The 17950-nt window shown below is 69.6% G+C and carries 15 protein-coding genes; 4 read left to right on the plus strand and 11 right to left on the minus strand.

All coding sequences use genetic code 11. The features are described 5' to 3' along the window. Nucleotides 1-7: 7 nt before the first annotated feature. The gene (locus tag IAI58_RS21105) at nucleotides 8-211 is read right to left on the minus strand and encodes a hypothetical protein (RefSeq protein WP_207449642.1); all 204 of its coding nucleotides are present in this window, start codon (nucleotides 209-211) and stop codon (nucleotides 8-10) included. 185 nt (nucleotides 212-396) lie between these two features. On the opposite strand from IAI58_RS21105, the gene IAI58_RS21110 reads away from it, so the two are divergent. Further along, a complete protein-coding gene (locus IAI58_RS21110; RefSeq protein ID WP_207449640.1) occupies nucleotides 397-888 on the plus strand; it encodes a hypothetical protein in 492 nt (163 codons plus the stop codon). Between the two features lie 21 nt (nucleotides 889-909). Further along, nucleotides 910-1734 (plus strand): NADPH-dependent oxidoreductase, encoded by an 825-nt coding sequence (locus IAI58_RS21115; RefSeq protein WP_207449638.1) that lies wholly within the window; start codon nucleotides 910-912, stop codon nucleotides 1732-1734. Between the two features lie 583 nt (nucleotides 1735-2317). Here IAI58_RS21115 and IAI58_RS21120 read toward each other — a convergent pair. Continuing rightward, nucleotides 2318-2722: an EscF/YscF/HrpA family type III secretion system needle major subunit gene (locus IAI58_RS21120; protein ID WP_207449636.1), complete on the minus strand. Its 405-nt coding sequence runs from the start codon at nucleotides 2720-2722 to the stop codon at nucleotides 2318-2320. A 376-nt stretch (nucleotides 2723-3098) separates the two neighbouring features. Between IAI58_RS21120 and IAI58_RS21125 the strand changes: the two genes are divergently transcribed. Then, complete coding sequence (locus IAI58_RS21125) at nucleotides 3099-4391, plus strand: ArgE/DapE family deacylase (protein ID WP_207449634.1); 1293 nt, start codon at nucleotides 3099-3101, stop codon at nucleotides 4389-4391. 306 nt (nucleotides 4392-4697) lie between these two features. Continuing rightward, nucleotides 4698-5510 (plus strand): IS5 family transposase, encoded by an 813-nt coding sequence (locus tag IAI58_RS21130; RefSeq protein ID WP_207449632.1) that lies wholly within the window; start codon nucleotides 4698-4700, stop codon nucleotides 5508-5510. Nucleotides 5511-5571: 61 nt separating this feature from the next. Here IAI58_RS21130 and IAI58_RS21135 read toward each other — a convergent pair whose 3' ends face one another. The 9 genes from IAI58_RS21135 to upp form a co-directional block, all read right to left on the minus strand. Next, nucleotides 5572-6618 carry a YihY/virulence factor BrkB family protein gene (locus IAI58_RS21135; protein WP_237182588.1) on the minus strand — a complete coding sequence of 349 codons (1047 nt, stop codon included), beginning with the start codon at nucleotides 6616-6618 and terminating at the stop codon, nucleotides 5572-5574. A gap of 107 nt (nucleotides 6619-6725) precedes the next feature. Beyond that, the gene (locus IAI58_RS21140) at nucleotides 6726-9824 is read right to left on the minus strand and encodes an efflux RND transporter permease subunit (RefSeq protein WP_207449630.1); all 3099 of its coding nucleotides are present in this window, start codon (nucleotides 9822-9824) and stop codon (nucleotides 6726-6728) included. A 7-nt stretch (nucleotides 9825-9831) separates the two neighbouring features. Further along, nucleotides 9832-12927 carry an efflux RND transporter permease subunit gene (locus tag IAI58_RS21145; protein ID WP_207449629.1) on the minus strand — a complete coding sequence of 1032 codons (3096 nt, stop codon included), beginning with the start codon at nucleotides 12925-12927 and terminating at the stop codon, nucleotides 9832-9834. Further along, complete coding sequence (locus IAI58_RS21150) at nucleotides 12924-14243, minus strand: efflux RND transporter periplasmic adaptor subunit (protein WP_207449627.1); 1320 nt, start codon at nucleotides 14241-14243, stop codon at nucleotides 12924-12926. The genes IAI58_RS21145 and IAI58_RS21150 overlap by 4 nt, the downstream gene beginning before the upstream one ends. A 14-nt stretch (nucleotides 14244-14257) precedes the next feature. Then, entirely contained in the window at nucleotides 14258-15682 is a 1425-nt protein-coding gene (locus IAI58_RS21155) for an efflux transporter outer membrane subunit (RefSeq protein WP_207449625.1), read from the minus strand. Continuing rightward, nucleotides 15679-16110, minus strand: coding sequence for a periplasmic heavy metal sensor (locus IAI58_RS21160; RefSeq protein WP_207449623.1), 432 nt, complete (start codon nucleotides 16108-16110; stop codon nucleotides 15679-15681). The genes IAI58_RS21155 and IAI58_RS21160 overlap by 4 nt, the downstream gene beginning before the upstream one ends. After that, complete coding sequence (locus IAI58_RS21165) at nucleotides 16107-16532, minus strand: hypothetical protein (RefSeq protein WP_207449621.1); 426 nt, start codon at nucleotides 16530-16532, stop codon at nucleotides 16107-16109. Before IAI58_RS21165 ends, IAI58_RS21160 begins: the two co-directional genes overlap by 4 nt. Nucleotides 16533-16544: 12 nt before the next feature. Next, nucleotides 16545-17177 (minus strand): sigma-70 family RNA polymerase sigma factor, encoded by a 633-nt coding sequence (locus IAI58_RS21170; RefSeq protein ID WP_207449619.1) that lies wholly within the window; start codon nucleotides 17175-17177, stop codon nucleotides 16545-16547. 111 nt (nucleotides 17178-17288) lie between these two features. Beyond that, entirely contained in the window at nucleotides 17289-17936 is a 648-nt protein-coding gene (gene upp, locus IAI58_RS21175; protein WP_207449617.1) for a uracil phosphoribosyltransferase, read from the minus strand. Nucleotides 17937-17950 lie beyond the last annotated feature (14 nt).

The following is a 17950-nucleotide window of genomic DNA, read 5'->3' on the forward strand; positions in this document are numbered from 1 at the left end:
CGGCCTCTCAGGAGGAGGGAGGGCAGGCCGGCGGAGAATCCGCCGGCGCCGCCTTACCCCGCCACAGGCAATGCACGATGCGATCGGCCTCACGCGGGTCGAGCGGCGGCAGGTCGTCCTCTTGGCGGCGGTTGGTTCCGCCCTGCGCCTCGCGGTGCGCCGCCATCAGGGCGACGAGCGTGGCGGTGCCGATGGACCGGTGATGCTGCATGGTTTCCTGCTCCGAGTGGCTTCCGGCCCCACCCAACTGCGAATGCGAAAGATTCGCAATTCCTAAATGCGTGAGGCACGCTTCACGCGGTGGCCAGGGATCGTCAGCGCGGAAAGCACAGGCAGCCACGCCTATGGGCGCATTCATGATTCACACTGCCGATTCAGCGTGCTAGCCATATTGCCATGCCGATCCGACCGGAAATGCGCCGCCTCTATCCCAGCAACTGGGCGGCGATCAGCAGCGCGGTCCGCTTTGGCCGCGCTGCCGGCCAGTGTGAATACTGCGGAAAGCCGCATGGTGCCCGCATCGTCCAGCTGCGGGATGGCCGCTGGACGGCGGGCGATGGCCGCTGGCACGATCGCCGCGGCCGCCCGGCACCGACCCCGGATATCCTGACCTATGGTGAGGGGCGCGCCTGGCGCCGCCCTGTCTCCCTTGCCTGCTGCCATGCGCGCCACGACCCGCGGGAGAGCGACCCCCGCGTGCTGGTGGCCGCCTGCGGCGCCTGCCATCTGCGGCTGGACCGGGAATGGCATCGGCGGCAGCGCTGGATCACCTGGCGTTCCCGCTATGCCATCGGCGATCTGCTGGAAGGCATGTATGAGGCTCTGCGCCTGCCCTCGCCGCCGCCGCCGCGAGGCGCACGGCGCCGGCGCCGCGCCGCCATCGCCTGACAGAAGAAGGGATATCGCCTGATGGATTCGAGCCTCCGTGACTTGCTGGGGGCCCGCTATGGCGCCGCCGCGCCTGAGGGTGTTCTGCCACTGAACCCGGTGCTGGAGACGCTGCTGGCCCACCGTACCCTGCGGAGCTTCGATTCCCGCCCGCTGCCGGAAGGCCTGGCGGAGACGCTGGTCGCGGCGGCGCAATCGGCTGCCAGTTCCTCCAACATGCAGACCTGGAGCGTGGTGGTGGTACGCGACCCCGCCCGCCGGGCGCGGCTGGCCGAGCTTTCTGCAAACCAGGGCTTCGCCGCCAAGGCACCGCTCTTCCTGGCCTTCATCGCCGATACCTCCCGCCTGCGGCGCATGTCGGAACGTCATGGCGAGCCCATGGAGGGCCTCGACTATCTCGAGCTCTTCATGGTCGCCTGCATCGATGCGGGGCTTGCGGCGCAGAACGCGACGGTCGCGGCGGAATCCCTGGGCCTCGGCACCTGTTATATCGGCGCCCTGCGGAACCGGCCTGAGGAGGTGGCGCAGGAACTGGGCTTGCCCCCCGGCGCCGTTGCGCTGTTCGGCCTCTGCGTCGGCTATGCCGACCCGCAGGCGCCAGCGCCGCAGATCAAGCCGCGCCTGCCCCAATCCACCATCCTGCACCAGGAGCGCTACAATACCGCGCGGGAGCAGGAGGCCGTGGAATCCTACGACGCCACGCTGACGGCTTTCTCACTCTCGCAGGGCATAGGGCCGCAGGGATGGATCCGGCGCATGTTCACGCGCCTCGGCACCCCCGCCGCCTTGCAGGGACGGCACCGGATGAAGGAAGTGCTGAGGAACCTCGGCTTCCCGCTGCGCTAGCTGTTTAACCCCGGAGTTGCTCTGTTGAACCCTTCTGGCGGGGAATGCGCTGGAAGGGCTTCAAAGTCTGGGCACGAGGTCCTCGATGCGCGGCATGACGAAATCGGCGGTGCGGTGGCACGCGAGGCCTTGGCTGTTGGGCGCCGGACCTTTCCAACCTACGGCAGCCGGACCTCACGGCATGACTTCACCCAGGCCCAGCTTTTCGCGCTCCTGGTGTTGCCCCAGTTCCTGCGCACCGACTATCGCGGCCTCGTGGTCCTGGTAGCTGAGTGGCAGGAACTCCGAAGAGCCTTGGGCTGCGGAAGGTGCCGCACTACTCTACCCTCGCTTACGCAGAACGCCGCCTCGGCTCCGCGCTGACTGCGCGCAGCCATCAGTCGCAGCGCCGCGAACTCATCCTGCGCGTCCTCACCCATAACCTCATGATCCTCAGATCTCAGCCCAGAAGGTTTCAACAGAGCAGAGGTCGAGCAGATCCGTCTCGCCTGACTGGCGCCAGGCCAGCCAGTGGTGACGTCCACCGGGCCGCCTCCATCCGGCAGTGTCAGGATGGATGGTGCCGACGAGAGGCCCGGCCGTCTCAGGTTGCCTTCTGCACGACGCCCTTCATCGCGTCGCTGAGGCCCTTCACGATAGTGGACTGGATCTGCGTCATCATCGACCACTGCTGCATCTGTTGCTGCATCGCGAGCATGTCCGCCGTGGGTTCGGGGGCGATGGTCGGAACAGACGCATGCAGCGCGTCCTCCCTGCCGGCTGTGACCTGACCCAGAGAGAGGGTTATCGCCTCAAAGGTGGGGCTGCCCCCCGGAATGCCGACACCCCCAATGACCTGATCCAGGCTGGCGTCGTCCAATGGCACCAAGGCTGTCGGGGCGTCGTTCATGATCATCTTCCGATCGGCCTTTGCCTTGGCGGGCGCCGCTAGCACGCCAAAGCTTCGGTGCGCAAGCAACCGCAGGCCATTCAGCAACTCGCGGCCCATCCTGAGCCAACATCATGGCGCTTTCCATGACGGTGCAGAGCCTGTTGAACGACGCACCGCGCGGACTTCCCAGCAGTGCGAAGAGCGTCCACTATCTCGCATGGGAGGCAACGGGGCATGATCGAGGCCGAGTACGGCACCATCGTCATCGGCGGCGGCTCCGCCGGTGCATGGAGGACGTGCCCTATTACCCGCTTGGCCAGTTCAAGCAGCAGAGCGCGGCGCACGGGCTGCAGGGTTTACGACCCGGCTTCGCCAGGTTCTGGGGCGTGCAGCCCGCCTGACCTGGCTGCGCCAGGGACTTCTGAACCGGGCCCCTGCCTGTCTGCCCCGGCGCCATCCACCCATCCTGTCCGCCGCTGATCACGAGGTCCCGATGCCCGATCCCGTTCTGCTCGACCGCCTGCGCGCCGCCGTCGAAGCCAATTTCGACGCAGAGGTCGCCTTTTTGCAGGAGATCGTCCGCTTCCCCTCCAAACGTGGGCAGGAGGCGCCGCTGCAGGACTGGATCGCCCGTGACATGGCAGCGCGGGGCTATGCGGTGGACCGCTTTACCATCGCCGAGACGCCGCTCGCAGCCCATGCCAAGGCCGCGCCGATGATCGAGGCTGATGCGGCGGCCTCGGTGCAGGTGGTGGCGACACATCGGGCGGCCAATCCCACCGGTCGCAGCTTGATCCTGCAAGGACACATCGACGTGGTGCCGGAAGGCCCGCTCGAGATGTGGACCCACCCGCCTTACGCCGGCGTGGTGCGGGACGGCTGGCTGTATGGCCGTGGCGCCAACGACATGAAGGCCGGTGTGGCCTGCATGATCTGGGCGATGCAGGCGCTGCGCAGCGCGGGGCTGGAGCCTGCCGCCGACGTGCATGTGCAGACCGTGACGGAAGAGGAAAGCACCGGCAACGGCGCGCTGGCGACGCTGGCGCGCGGCTACCGCGCCGCCGCCTGCCTCATTCCTGAGCCCACCGGCCACACCATCACGCGCGCCCATACTGGGACATTGTGGTTCCGCTTCCGCGTGCGCGGCGTCCCGGTGCATGTGGCACAGGCGCAGCAGGGCACCAACGCCATCCTCTCCGCCATGCACATCATTCAGGCGCTGCAGGCGCACACGCGTGAACTGAACGCCGCCGCGCGCAGTGACCGCTGGTACTCCGGCATCCAGGACCCCATCAAGTTCAATCCTGGCATCATCCGCGGCGGCGACTGGGCCAGCTCCACCCCCGCATGGTGCGAGGTGGACTGCCGTATCGGCCTGCTGCCCGGCACCGAGGTCAGCGACGCCATGGCCGCCGTCGAGCGCTGCATCGAGCAGAGCCGCGCCGGCGATAATTTCCTGGCCAACAACCCGCCCGAGGTGTTGTGGCACGGCTTCCAGGCCGATGGCTTCGTGCAGGAGCCGGGGAGCGAGGCCGAGGCCGTGCTGGGCGCCACGCATGCCCAGGTGTTCGGCGCGCCAATGGGCGAGCGCATCACTACTGCGGTCAACGACACCCGCTACTACGGGCTGTACTACGACATGCCGGCTCTGTGCTACGGCCCCTCCGGCGAGGGCAACCATGGCTTCGACGAGCGTACCAGCCTGGAGAGCCTGCGGCAGACCACGCTGTGCCTGGCAGGTTTCATCGCCGACTGGTGCGGCACGCGCGAGCTGGCTGCGCCATAGGGTTCTGCCAGCTCTCGCGCCAGAGAGGCCCGGATTGGCGTGGGGCAGGCGTGGGTAGCCTTCTTGCTGGCTGAAGGGTGACTGGGAGCCTGAGATGGAGTGCGTGGACTGTGGTTCGGCCGAGGTAGCTGAGCGGCGGGACCGTCCGGTCCAGGGCTATCAGCGCTTCCGGTGCCGCGCCTGCAGCCGAGAGTTTAATGAGCGCAGCGCCGGGGTGCTAAGAGCTTATCCCACCAGGCATTGGGTTGAGGGCTTCCGAGATCCTCGTTCATGATGAGGAGATCTGTTCGGACGACGAAGCGGCGCATGCGAGATGACGGCTGGCGCCTGCCGGATGCGCTCTGGGCGGCGATGGAGCCGTTGCTGCCACCCCGGCCCAAACACCCGCTGGGCTGCCACAACCCACGTGTGCCGGACCGGGCCGCGATGGACGCCATCTTCTTTGTGCTGCGCACGGGCTGTCAGTGGAATGCGCTGCGGGAGACGAAGCTCTGCTCGTCCTCCTCGGCACATCGGCGCTTTCAGGAATGGACAGAGGCCGGAGTGTTCGAGGCGTTCTGGCGCAAGGGATTGCTGGCCTATGACGGGCTGCGGGGCATCGACTGGAGTTGGCTCGCACTTGACGGCGCCATGGGCAAGGCGCCGCTGGGCGGGGGGAAAACCGGGCCCAATCCAACGGATCGCGGCAAGCGCGGGGTCAAGCGCTCGGTGCTGGCCGACGGACGCGGCCTCCCTCTGGGTGCAGTGGTCGAGGGGGCGAACCGCAACGACCACCAGCTGATGCGCCAGACCCTGCAGGCCACCCCTGTTAAGCGGCCCAAGCCGACGCGCCGCCACCCCCAGAACCTCTGCCTCGACAAAGGCTTCGACTATGATGAGCCGCGTGCACTGGTAGCCGGGTTCGGCTTCACCCTGCACCTGCGCACACGTGGCGAGGAGGTCAGGGCCAAGCGGCACGCCAGAGCCAGGGCAAGGCGCTGGGTCGTTGAACGCACGCACTCCTGGCTGAACCGCTTCCGCTCCGTCCTGATCCGATGGACCAGGAAGCCTGCCAACCACCTTGCCCTGCTTCACCTTGCCTGCGGCATCATCACATGGCGTCGCGCCCTACCGGGATAGGCTCTAAGGCGGGTGTCCTCCGGCCGGGCTTCCAACCTGGCTCGGTCTGCGCCGGGCAGCCTCAGTTCTTGGCTACCGTATCGGCCATCGTGGCGCCGCGCTTGCCCATGCGCTGCTCTGGGCCGGTGGTGGTGTCGCGCGCCGTCTGGTGCTCCATCTCCGCGTTCAGCTCGGCGCCCACCAGCACCACGATGGCCGAGAGCCACATCCAGGTCATGAAGCCGATGACGGCGCCAAGCGACCCGTAGGTGGCGTCGTAGTTGCCGAAGCGGCCGACATAGAAGGTGAAGCCGGCCGAGACGATGGCCCAGGCCACCGCGGCGAAGATGCCGCCATAGCTGACCCAGCGCCAGCGCGCCTTCTCCCGGCTGGGACCATAACGGTAGAGCACGGCCAGCAGGGCGGTGATGGCCACCAGCAGGATGGGCCAGCGGGCCACGCGCAGCAGCAGTTCCGGCCCTTCGCCCAGGAACAGGAAGTTCAGCACCACCGGCAGCACCACGATGCATGCCATGGCGATCAGCACGAAGATCAGCGCGCCGAAGGTCATGCCGAGGGAGAGCAGGGTGCGGTAGATGAAGCCACGCTTCTCCTCCTCCTCATAGACCACGTTGAGGGCGTCCATCATCGCCTTGGTGCCCTGGTTGGCACTCCAGAGCGCGACCAGCAGACCGGCGACGACCCCGAACCCCAGGGCCTGCTGCGGGCTGGAGACCAGCCGTTCCAGCTGCTCGTTGATGATGGTCATGCCGCCTTCCGGCAGGAAGCCGGCGAGGCCGGCGAGGTGCTCCTGGATCGTCGCCCGGTCGGCGAAGAGGCCGTAGATGGAAACTATCGCCGTCAGCGCCGGGAAGAGCGAGAGCAGGGCGTAGAAGGTGACGCCAGCGGCCTCGGTCATGACGCGGTCGTTATTGGCCTCGGTCGCCACCCGCTTCAGGATGGACCACCAGCCCGCCTTCGGGATGTCGCTGGGGTTGGCGGCATCGCGGCCCTGTTCCCCCGGCGGCTGCCCGGCCTTGCCGCCAGCCCTGGCGGCGTCCTGCTCCATGTAGATACGTTCCAAGCGCTCGCTCAGCCTGCGCTCGACCGAGGCGTCCTTCCGGGCCATCGGATGCCTGCTCCTCTCCAGCGGCTCCTGCGGCTGGGCGCCGGGGTGGCCGTCAGCGAGGAAACGCCAGCCTGTCCATCTGGTTCCATTTCGCTGGTGCAGTAGCCTCAGGCTGGCGGGGTAGCCGGAGCGTGGCTTTCAGGCCGGCGGGCGGGCCGACGGCGCCAGCGGTCCAGCGCCAGATACACGACCGGCGTCGTGTAGAGGGTCAGCAGCTGCGACAGCAGCAGCCCGCCGATGATGGTGATGCCCAGCGGCCGGTGCAGCTCCGACCCCGCGCCGCTGGCCACCGCCAGGGGCACCGCGCCGAAGATGGCCGCCAGCGTGGTCATCAGGATCGGCCGGAACCGGTCCCGGCAGGCCGCGAGGATGGATTCCTCGCTGCCCGATCCCTGGCTCCGCTCATGCTCCAGCGCGAAGTCCACCATCATGATCGCGTTCTTCTTGACGATGCCCATCAGCAGGATCACGCCGATCAGGGCGATGACGCTGAGCGGCGTATTGGTGACCATCAGCGCCAGCAAGGCGCCGATGCCGGCGGTGGGCAGGGTGGAGAGAATGGTGATGGGATGGATGAAGCTCTCATAGAGCACACCAAGGACGATATAGATCACCGCCAGCGCCGCCAGGATCAGGATGGGCATGTCCGACATGAAGGACTGCGCCGCCGCGGCATTGCCGCCATACTGCCCGCGGATGGTATCGGGCAGCCCCACCTCCAGCTCCGCCTGCTGCAGCAGCGGCGCGACATCGCCGATCGCCAGGTCGGGCGAGATGTTGAAGCTGATGGTCGTCGCCGGATACTGGCCGCGATGCGTCACCCGCACCGGCGCCACATCCCGCTCCACCCGCGCCAGGGCCTTCAGCGGCACCGGCGTCCCGTCGGCGGAGGGGACGAAGATGCGGTCGAACTGCGTCGCATCCTGCTGCAGCGCCGGGTCGATCTCCAGCACCACCCTGTACTGGTTGCGCGGGCCATAGATGGTCGAGACCTGCCGCTGGCTGAAGGCATCGTTGAAGGTGTTGCTGATGTCGTCGATGCCGACGCCAAGCCGCGCCGCCGCGTCGCGGTCGATGATCAGCCGGTTCACCAGCCCGGTACGCTCCTGGTCCGAGGAGACGTCGTTGATGCCGGGTATGGTGCGCAGCTTCTCCACCATGGTCTCGGTCCAGCGGCGCAGCGCCTCCAGGTCCGGCCCTAAAAGGCTGTACTGGTAGGAGGCGTTGCCCGGACGGCCGCCGATCATCAGCTCCTGCTGCGGGCTGAGGAAGACCGAGGCGCCGGGGATGGTGGAGAGAGGCCCGCGCAGGCGGGCGATGACCTCGCTGATCGGCGGCCTTTCACCGCGTGGCTTCAGCGAGATGAAGAACTGCCCGGAATTGGTGGAGGCATTGAAGCCGCTGCCGATGGACCCGCTGATATTCTCCACCGCCGGGTCGGCGCGGATGATCTCGGCCGCGCGGGTGTGCAGGGCCTGCATGGCGGCGAAGGATGTATCCGGCGCCGCCTGCACCGTGCCGCGCAGCAGGCCGATATCCTGCTCCGGGAAGAAGCCCTTGGGCACGATGACATAGAGCCAGACCGTCAGCCCGACCAGGCCGAGCGTCGCCACCAGCATGATCCGCCGGAAGCGCAGCACGGCCGTCAGGCTGCGCAGGTATCCGCGCTGGATGCGGTCCATCATCCGTTCAAAGGCCCTGCCGAAGCGGCCGGGGGGGCGTTGCGTGTCGCTGGCCAGGCGCGCCGCCACCATGGGCGTGACGGTCAGCGAGATGAGGCCGGAGAGCACCACGGCCGTCGCCAGCGTGACGGAGAACTCACGGAAGAGCCGCCCCACGACGCCGCCCATGGCCAGCAGCGGCAGGAAGACCGCGACGAGGGAGACGGTGATGGAGAGGATGGTGAAGCCGATCTCGCTCGCGCCTTCCAGCGCCGCCTCGAGGGTCGGCAGGCCCTTTTCGCGCAGCCGCGCCATGTTCTCGATCATAACGATGGCATCGTCGACGACGAAGCCGACCGAGATGGTCAGCGCCATCAGCGACAGGTTGTTGAGCGAATAGCCCAGCCACCACATGACGCAGAGCGTGCCGAGCAGCGAGAGCGGCACGGAGATGGTGGCGGCCAGCACCGATGATTTCCGCCGCAGGAACAGCGCCACCACCATGATGACCAGGGCGATGCTAATGAGCAGCGTCTTCTCCACCTCGTGCACGCTGGCGCGGATGGTGGTGGAGCGGTCGTTCTGCACCTCCAGCCGGGTGCCGGCGGGCAGGAGGGCCTCCAGTTCCGGCAGCATGGCGCGGACGCCGTCCACCACCTCGATGACATTGGCGTCCGGCTGCTTGTAGACCTGCAGCAGCACGGAGGGGCTGTCGTTGTACCAGGCGGCCTGCCGCCGGTTGCGGCTGCCCTCGGTGACGCGGGCGATGCCGGAGAGGCGGACGATGCCGGTGTCGGTCGCCTTCACCACCAGCGTCGCGAATTGCTCCGCGCGGCTGAGGCGGTCGTTGAGGGAGAGGGTGGCGGACTGGTCCGGCCCCTCGATGCTGCCGATGGCCGAGGTGAGGTTGGCGCCGGTGATGGCGCTGCGCACATCCTCCAGCGAGATGCCGGCCGCGGACGCCGCCGCCGGGTCCACCGCCACGCGTATCGCCGGCTGGTCGGCGCCACCCACCTGCACCTGCGCCACGCCGGTCACACGGGACAGCAGGGGCCCGACGGTGCTGTCCGCCAGGTCGTAGAGCGCGGTCCCGGGCAGGCGGTCCGAGGTGAGGGCGAGGATGAAGACCGGCGAATCCGCCGGGTTGAACTTCCGTACCGTGGGCGGGCTCGGCATGCCGGAGGGCAGGTCCTGCCGCGCTGCGTTCACCGCCGCTTGCACGTCCCGTGCCACGCTGGCCTGGCTGCGGGAGATGTCGAACTGGATGATGATGTTTCCGCTGCCGGTGGAGGCGTTGGAGGTCATCTCCGTGATGCCGGCGATCTCGCCGATTCGGCGCTCCAGCGGCGCGATGACGGTCGCCGCCATGGTCTCCGGGTTGGCGCCGGGCTGGCTGACGCTGACCAGCACGGTCGGGATGTCGACGCGCGGCAGGGCCGAGACGGGCAGCCGCGCGAAGGCCACCATGCCGAAGAGCGCCAGCCCCACCGCCATCAGCAGCGTGGCCACCGGCCGGCGGATGAAGGGGGCGGAGAAGGAAGGCATGGCGCCGCTACTCCGCCGCCGCCGGACGCGGCCTGCGCCAGCGGTCGAAGCGTGACCGCGCACCTTCCAGCGCCAGATAGACGGCGGGGGTGGTGAAGAGGGTGATGACCTGCGAGAGCAGCAGGCCGCCGACGATGGAGACGCCCAGCGGCTGCCGCAGCTCCGCCCCCGTGCCGGTGCCGAGCATCAGCGGCAGGGCGCCGAGCAGCGCCGCGGCGGTGGTCATCATGATCGGGCGGAAGCGCAGCAGCGCGGCCTCGCGGATCGCCTCGCGCGGGGCCATGCCATGGTCCCGCTGCGCCTCCAGCGCGAAGTCGATCATCATGATGGCGTTCTTCTTGACGATGCCCATCAGCAGGATGATGCCGATCAGCCCGACCACCGACAGGTCCATCCCCGCCAGCTCCAGCGCCAGCAGCGCGCCGATGCCGGCGGAAGGGAGGGTGGAGAGGATGGTGATGGGATGGATGAAGCTCTCGTAGAGCATCCCCAGCACCAGGTAGATCACCACGATCGCCGCCAGGATCAACCAGGGCTGCCCGGCCAGGGAGCTGTTGAATTCCGCTGCGTCTCCGGCGAAGCGGCCGGCGATGGTGGAGGGCAGGCGCAGCTCGGCCTCAGCCTGCTGCACCGCTCTCACGGCATCGCCCAGGGCGTAGCCATCGGCCAGGTTGAAGCTCAGCGTCACGGAGGGAAACTGGTTCTCCCGCGTGACCAGCAGCGGGCCGTTGGTGCGGGTGACGCGAGCGATCTCGGCCAGCGGCACCTGTCCCTCGCTGCCGGTGACGCGCAGCTGACCGATGGCGGTGGCGTCGGTGCGGATGCGGTCGCTGGCCTCCATGACCACGCGATACTGGTTGCTCTGGCCATAGATGGTGGAGATCTGCCGCTGGCCATAGGCGTCGTACAGCGCGTTCACCACCGCCTGCATGGAAATGCCGAGCCGCGCGGCGCGGTCGCGGTCCACCTCCACCGCCAGCCGAAGCCCTTCGTTCCGCTGGTCGGAGGCGACGTCGCGCAGTTCCGGCCGGGCACGCAGCGCCTCCAGCAGCAGGGGTGCCCACTGCGCCAGCTCATCGGCATCGGCATCGGTCAGCACGTATTGATACTGCGTCGTGGCGGTGCGGGCGCCGATCTGGATGTCCTGCACCGCCTGCGGATAGGCGACGATGCCGGGCACACGCGCCATCGCCTCCTTCAGCCGCTCCATGACGGCGAAGGCATCGGCGTCCCTCTGGTCGCGCGGGCGCAGCACGGCGGTCACGCGTCCCGTGTTCTGCGCGGGGTTCAGCGTGCCGGAGCCGGCGACGGAGGCGACCGATGCAACCGCCGGGTCCTCCGCCACCACGGCGGCCAGGGCGTCCTGCATCTCCGCCAGCCGCGCGAAGGAGACATCCTGCGGCGCCTCGGTGGCGATGAGGATCAGCCCGGTATCCTGCTGCGGCAGGAAGCCCTTGGGCATGACGACATAGAGCCAGGCGGTCAGCGCCACGCTGGCCGTCGCCACCAGCAGCGTCGCCACCTCGTGCCGCATGGTGAAGGCCAGGGCGGTGGCGTAGCGGTCCCGCAGCCAGTCGAAGCCATGGGTGGTCCAGCGCGCCAGCCGGTTGGGCCGGTCCTGGTCCGTGCTGCGCAGCACCAGGGCGCACATCATCGGCGTCAGGGTGAGGGAGACGACCATGGAGACCAGCACGGTCGCCGTCAGCGTCTCGGCGAACTCCCGGAACAGGCGGCCGACCACGCCCTGCATGAAGAGCAGGGGGATGAAGACCGCGATGAGGCTGAGGGTGAGGGAGACGATGGTGAAGGCGATCTGCTTCGAGCCTTCATAGGCCGCCTGCAGCGGCTTCACCCCCTTCTCGATCAGCCGGACGATGTTCTCGATCATGACGATCGCATCATCGACCACGAAGCCCGCGGCGACGGTCAGCGCCATCAGGGAGAGGTTGTCGAGCGAATAGCCCATGACCGACATCACGGCGAAGGTGCCGATGATGGAGAGCGGCAGGGAGACGGCGGGCACCAAGGTGGCGCGCAGACTGCCGAGGAAGAGATAGATCACCCCCACCACCAGCGCGACGCTGAGCACCAGCGTGAACTGCACTTCATGCACGCTGGCGCGGATGGTCTCGGTGCGGTCGGAGACCAGCTCCAGCCGCGCGCCGGCGGGCATGGCGGTCCGCAGCTCCGGCAGGATGGCCTGGATCTGCGCCACGGTATTGACGATGTTCGCGCCGGGCTGGCGCTGCACGTCGATCAGGATGGCCTCGCGCCCATTGTACCAGGCGCCGTTGCGCGCATTCTCCAGCGTCTCCACCGCCTCGCCCACGTCGCGCAGCCGCACCGGCGCGCCGTTCTGGTAGGTGATGATGACGTCGGCGAATTCTGCGGGGGTGGTGATCTGGTCGTTGGCCAGGATGGTCGAGGCCTGGCGCGGCCCGTCCAGCGAGCCCTTGGGCGAGTTCAGGTTGGCATTGGTGACGGCGGTGCGGACCGCCTCCATCCCCAGCCCGTAGGCAGCGAGGCGCTCCGGATCGATGCGGAGCCGCACGGCGGGTCGCATATTGCCCTGCACCGTCACGCGGCCGACGCCGCTGATCTGCGCCAGCTTCTGCGCCAGCAGCGTATCCGCGGCATCCGAGAGCCGCGCGATGGGCAGGGTGTCCGAGCTCAGCGCCAGGGTGACGATCGGCGGGTCCGCCGGGTTCACCTTGGAATAGACGGGCGGGTAGGGGAGGTTGGAGGGCAGCGTGCCCCGCGCCCCGTCCAGCGCCGCCTGCACATCCTGCGTCGCCTCGTCCATGCTCTTGTTGAGCGCGAATTGCAGCGTGATGCGGCTGATGCCCGGGCCGCTGACCGAGGACATGGTGGTGAGGCCGGAGATCTGCGCCAGCTGCCGTTCCAGCGGGGCCGTGAGCAGCAGCGCCGCCGTCTCGGCCGAGGCGCCGGGCATCTGCGTGCTGACCTCGATGGTCGGGAAGTCGACATTCGGCAGCGCCGAGACGGGCAGCCGCAGATAGCCCATGATGCCCGCCAGCAGCACCGCGATGGCCAGCAGCGTGGTGGCCACGGGGCGGGAGATGAAGGGCGCGGAGATATTCACGGCGCGCTGCCCGTGGCGCCGCCAGGCGCCGTGGCGGGCGGCTGGGCCGGGGCGGCGCCCTGCGGCGGGGTGCGCCGGCCCCTGCCTTCGGGGGCGGGATCACCACCGGCCGGGGCGGTGCGCTGCGGTGCCGGGCGCGGCCCGGCTGGGGTGACGCGGCTGCCCTGGCTCAGCCGCAGCGCGCCGGAGGTCACCACCTGCTCGCCCGGACGAAGGCCTTCCCGCACCACGGCCTCGGTCTGGGTGACGGGGCCCAGCGTCAGGTCGCGCATCTCCACGGTATTGTCGGGCAGCACCACGAAGGCATAGGCGCCGCGCGGGCCCTGCTGCACCGCCACCAGCGGCACCACGACCGCATCCGGCACCACCTCCATCCGGATCCGCAGGTTGACGAAGGCGCCGGGCCAGAGGCGGCCGCTTTCATTCGGGAAGACGGCCTTCACGCGCACGGTGCCGGTCGCGGCGTCCACCGCATTGTCCACGGTCAGCAGGTTGCCGCGCTCCACCACTTCCCCCGGCAGGCCGGGAATGCTCTCCACCGGCACGGGCCCGGCTTCCATGGCGCGCAGCAGCCGCGGCAGCTCCTGCTGCGGCAGGCTGAAATTGACGCCGATGGGGCTCAACTGCGTGATGGTGACGATGCCGTTGGTATCCGAACCCCGGACGATATTGCCCGTATCCACCTGCCGCAGGCCGGCGCGGCCATCGATGGGGCTGCGGATGGTGGTGTAGTCCAGCTGGGTGCGGGCGCTATCGATCGCCGCCTGGTCCTGATCGACCTGCGCCTGCAGCATCGCGACCTGGGCCCGCTGCGTATCCACCTGCTGGCGCGTCACGCCGCTGGCGCGCAGCAGGGATTCATAGCGGGTGAGGTCGGTGCGGGCATTGGCCAGCTGCGCCATGTCGAAGGCCTTTTTCGCCTCGGCCTGGGCCAGGGCGGCGCGGTAGGTGCGGTCGTCGATGCGGGCCAGCACGTCGCCTGCCTTCACCTCCTGCCCCTCCTGGAACAGCACTTCCATCAGCTGTCCATCCACTTGGGGACGCACGACCACGCTGGCCAGGGCGGTGACGGTGCCCAGCGCATCCAGCGTCAGCGGCACGTCCTGCCGCGCGGCGGGGGCCATCGTGACGGGAATGGCCACGCCGCCCGGCGGGCCGTTCCGCGCGCCCCGCCCGCGCCCGCCGAAAGGCGCGCTGGCGGGGGCATTGGCGGCGGTGTCCTGCGGCGTGGCCTGGCGGTTCCACCACCACCAGGCGCCGGCGGCCACCGCCGCCAGCAACAGCAGGAACACGGCGAAGCGGATAAGACGGGACATGAGGCTCCCTCGGGTCAGAGCGGCGCCGGCCGGCCGGGCTGCCAGCCGCCGCCCAGCGCGCGGAACAGGCCGACAGCGGCCTGCAGCCGCGCCAGGCGCGCCTGAACCAGATTGTTGCGGGCGGAGAAAAGCGACTGCTGGGTATTCAGCAGCGTGATGAGATTGATGGTGCCGGCGCGCAGCTGCGCCTCGGCGATGCTGGCGGCACGACCGGCCCGCTCGGCGGCTGCGGCCTGCAGCCGCTCCTGCTCCGTGGTTTCGCGCAGCGCCACCAGCGCGTCCTCCACATCGCTGAGCGCGGAGACGATGGCGCGGCGGTATTCCACCACCAGCTCCTCCGCCTGGGCCTGGGTCAGCTCGATCCGCCCCTGCCGCGCGCCATTGTCGAAGATCGTCTGGGTCAGGCCGGTGGCCAGGCTCCAGAACTGTGCCTCCGGCCGCAGCAGCGTGCCCAGCACCGCGCTGCTGAAGCCGCCCTGGGCCGAGACGGTCACGCTGGGCAGCAGCGCCGCGCGGGCGGCGGCCACATCGGCATTGGCGGCGGCCAGCTGCGCCTCGGCCGACCAGACATCCGGCCGGCGGGCCAGCAGCTCACCGGGCAGGCCAGGAGCCGGTTCGGGGACGCGGATCCGCTCCAGCCCGCCCGGCAGCACGTCGATCTCCTGCGGCGGGCGGCCGAGCAGCACGCCCAGGGCATTGATGCTCTGCGCGATCCTCTGGCGCAGCGCGGGCAACTGTGCCTCCTGCTGTGCCACCAGCGTCTCCTGCTGCGCCAGGTCCAGCCCGGTGGCGATACCGGCCGCGACCTGAGAGCGGATGATGGAGAGGATGCGCCGCGCCGCCTCCAGGTTCTCCTCCTGCACCCGCAGCTGCTCGCGCGTGGTCAGGATGTCGAAATAGGTATTCGCCAGGCTGGCCTGGGTGGTCAGCATCACCGTGACGGCATCGAAGCGGCTGCCCTGGGCGGCCAGCCGCGCGGCCTCGGCATTGTTGCGGTTCAGGCCCCAGAAATCGATCTCGTAGCTGGCGGCGAGGCTGGCGTCATAGGCGGTGCTGCGCCGGTTGCCGCCGCCATTCTGCCGGCGCGCGGCGTCCAGCCCGCCGGAGAGGTTGGGCAGCAGGGCGGAGCCGGCGATGCGCGTCTGTGCATCCGCCTGCCGCACCCGCGCGGCGGCCGCGGCGATATCGAAGGCGCCGGCACTGGCCTGGGCCATCAGCCGGTCCAGCTCCGGCGCATTGAAGCCGCGCCACCAGTCCGGGTCGGGCCAGCGGGCCTCGCCCTGGGCTGCGGCCTGGCGGAAGCGGTCGGGGATGGTCAGGCCGGCGCGGGTGGCGTCGGGGCGGATGGCGCAGCCGGCCAGGGCGAGCATGGCCAGGAGGCTGATGGCGGCCTTCCGCCCGGCACCGGCGCCGGATAGGCGCGGGATGGCGGCGCTCATTCGCGGTTCCCCGGCATGTCCGCCAGCAGCCTGCGCCGCCCGTCGGGCGAGATGGCGCCGGTGGCCTGCGCCAGACTGTCCTCGTAAGCCTCGCTGAAGGAGAACCAGCGCTCCCGCCCGGCCGCCATGGCGGCGCGCAAGGCCTCCTCGGAGAAGGGCTCGGCCCCCATGGCGCGGCGGACCTCCGGGCGGGCCTGCCGCATGGCGCGCTGGGCAGGCTCCCAGCGCGGCCGGTTGGCCTCCATCACCTGGCGGAAGGTCTCGCGGTCCCGGGGGGAGAGGACGCGCTCCATCCTCGCCTGCAAGCCGCGCACGCCGGAGGGGCGGCCGGGCTGGGGCCAGAACATCATTCCCGCAAAGACAAGGTTCAGGGCCAGTGACGCACCCAGCGCCACTTTCAGGATCAACGTGCCGGAAGGTCGGTTCACTCGGTGCTCTCGATCATCGCAATCTGGCGCGGGGCGCTGAACTCCGGCGCGTCGGCAAGGGGCGGGGCGTAGGTCAGCCAGAGGCCGGAGGCCAGCAGCACCGCCAGGGCGCCGCAGCCGACGGGCACCAGCCCGCGCAGCCAGTCCAGCGGCATGGCCCATGGATTGCTGGAGACGGCGGGCAGCGGCATCCGGGCGACGTGGACGGCGACATGAGCCCGCATCCGCGCCAGGGCGGCGGGGTCGGGGCCCATCCGGCTGCCGCGCAGCGCGTCATCCAGGCCCGAGGTGTGCCGCAGCCTCTCCTGCGCCTCCGGCGAGGCCTTCAGCAGGGTGCGCGCGGCCTCCGCATCGGCCCGGGGCCAGCGGCCGAGATCGGCGCCATAGGTATCCAGGAGATCGTAGAAGCGGGCCATACGCATGGGAAAAGTCCTTCAGCCACCGCCAAGCCGGCTGGCGAGGAAGCGCCGCGCGCGCCGCAGCAGCCCTTCCAGCGCCCGTGTGGAGACGGAGAGTGCTGCGGCGGCCTCCGCGCCCGGCAGTTCCTGGTCGTAGAACAGCGCCAGGGCGGCCCGCTGCCGCGTCGGCATCTCCTTCAGCGCCGCCGCCAGCAGGGCGCGCCGCTCGCGCGCGGCGGCCTGTTGCTCCGGGTCCGGGCCGGAGGCAGGGATTTCCTCGCCCGGTGCAGGGGCGAGGCGCCCGGCCTGGCGGACATGGTCGATGGCCAGGTTGGTGGCGATGCGGTGCAGCCAGGTGGAGAAGCGTGCCCGCCCCGGATCGAAGCGGCCGGCCGCCTGCCAGGCGCGCACCATCGCCTCCTGCGCCACCTCCTCGGCGGCACCGGCATCGCCGGTGACACGGTGGGCGAGGCGGTACAGCCTGGGCAGGTGGCGGAGGGCGAGCTGGTCGAAGGCCAGCCTGTCCCCCGCCGCCGCCCAGGCCATCAGCGTCTCGTCATCGGCGGACGGGCGGTCGCGCTCCAGCACGGCGGCATTTTCAGCGCGTCGGACGATGTCGGGCTCGATCCACCCCTGTGGGGGGGTGTCCAGGAGGTGAGTCAGGAACATGGGCTGCCGTGGTTCTCGCCGGTGATACGGCGGTGAAACGCGCAACCCACGCGGAACGGGACGAAATTTCTTGCCGGGGGCCTATCCGGCCCGAGCCTGCCCCCCCAGACCTTACTTCGTGCCGTAGAGCCGGTCGCCCGCATCGCCCAGCCCCGGGCGGATATAGGCGTTCTCGTCCAGTTCCCGGTCGATGGAGCAGGTGAAGACCGGCACGTCCGGATGCGCCTCCGTCAGCGTCTTCATGCCCTCGGGCACCGCCAGCAGGCAGGCGAAGCGCAACTGGGTGGCGCCGGCCTGCTTCAGCCGCGTCAGTGCCGCGGCGGCCGAATGGCCGGTGGCCAGCATGGGATCCACGACGATCACCAGCCGCTCTCCCACATCCTCCGGCAGCTTCAGGTAGTATTCGACCGGCTTCAGCGTGGCATGGTCGCGATAGAGGCCAATATGGCCGACGCGGGCGGAGGGGACGAGGTCCAGCATGCCCTCGGCGATGCCGTCGCCGGCGCGGAGGATGGAGACGATGCAGAGCTTCTTGCCGGAGAGGATGGGCGCCTGCATGGTTTCCATCGGCGTCTCGATCGCCGCGGTCTCCAGCGGCAGGTCGCGGGTCAGCTCATAGGCCATCAGCAGGCTGATCTCGCGCGCCAGCCGGCGGAACTCGCCGGTGGAGGTCTGCTTCTGCCGCATCAGCGTCAGCTTGTGCTGCACCAGCGGATGGCCGATCACCGTCACGTTCTTGGGGGCTGGGCTCTCGGCCATGGCGTGCTGTCTCC

The organism is Roseomonas marmotae (assembly GCF_017654485.1).
Taxonomy (GTDB): Bacteria; Pseudomonadota; Alphaproteobacteria; order Acetobacterales; family Acetobacteraceae; genus Pseudoroseomonas; species Pseudoroseomonas marmotae.

What these genes read in the sequence shown, in the direction of transcription:
- IAI58_RS21105 (WP_207449642.1), bottom strand. Translation starts at nt 211, where the DNA reads ATGCAGCATCACCGGTCCATCGGCACCGCCACGCTCGTCGCCCTGATG.
- IAI58_RS21110 (WP_207449640.1), top strand. Translation starts at nt 397, where the DNA reads ATGCCGATCCGACCGGAAATGCGCCGCCTCTATCCCAGCAACTGGGCG.
- IAI58_RS21115 (WP_207449638.1), top strand. Translation starts at nt 910, where the DNA reads ATGGATTCGAGCCTCCGTGACTTGCTGGGGGCCCGCTATGGCGCCGCC.
- IAI58_RS21120 (WP_207449636.1), bottom strand. Translation starts at nt 2,722, where the DNA reads ATGGGCCGCGAGTTGCTGAATGGCCTGCGGTTGCTTGCGCACCGAAGC.
- IAI58_RS21125 (WP_207449634.1), top strand. Translation starts at nt 3,099, where the DNA reads ATGCCCGATCCCGTTCTGCTCGACCGCCTGCGCGCCGCCGTCGAAGCC.
- IAI58_RS21130 (WP_207449632.1), top strand. Translation starts at nt 4,698, where the DNA reads ATGCGAGATGACGGCTGGCGCCTGCCGGATGCGCTCTGGGCGGCGATG.
- IAI58_RS21135 (WP_237182588.1), bottom strand. Translation starts at nt 6,618, where the DNA reads ATGGCCCGGAAGGACGCCTCGGTCGAGCGCAGGCTGAGCGAGCGCTTG.
- IAI58_RS21140 (WP_207449630.1), bottom strand. Translation starts at nt 9,824, where the DNA reads ATGCCTTCCTTCTCCGCCCCCTTCATCCGCCGGCCGGTGGCCACGCTG.
- IAI58_RS21150 (WP_207449627.1), bottom strand. Translation starts at nt 14,243, where the DNA reads ATGTCCCGTCTTATCCGCTTCGCCGTGTTCCTGCTGTTGCTGGCGGCG.
- IAI58_RS21155 (WP_207449625.1), bottom strand. Translation starts at nt 15,682, where the DNA reads ATGAGCGCCGCCATCCCGCGCCTATCCGGCGCCGGTGCCGGGCGGAAG.
- IAI58_RS21165 (WP_207449621.1), bottom strand. Translation starts at nt 16,532, where the DNA reads ATGCGTATGGCCCGCTTCTACGATCTCCTGGATACCTATGGCGCCGAT.
- IAI58_RS21170 (WP_207449619.1), bottom strand. Translation starts at nt 17,177, where the DNA reads ATGTTCCTGACTCACCTCCTGGACACCCCCCCACAGGGGTGGATCGAG.
- upp (WP_207449617.1), bottom strand. Translation starts at nt 17,936, where the DNA reads ATGGCCGAGAGCCCAGCCCCCAAGAACGTGACGGTGATCGGCCATCCG.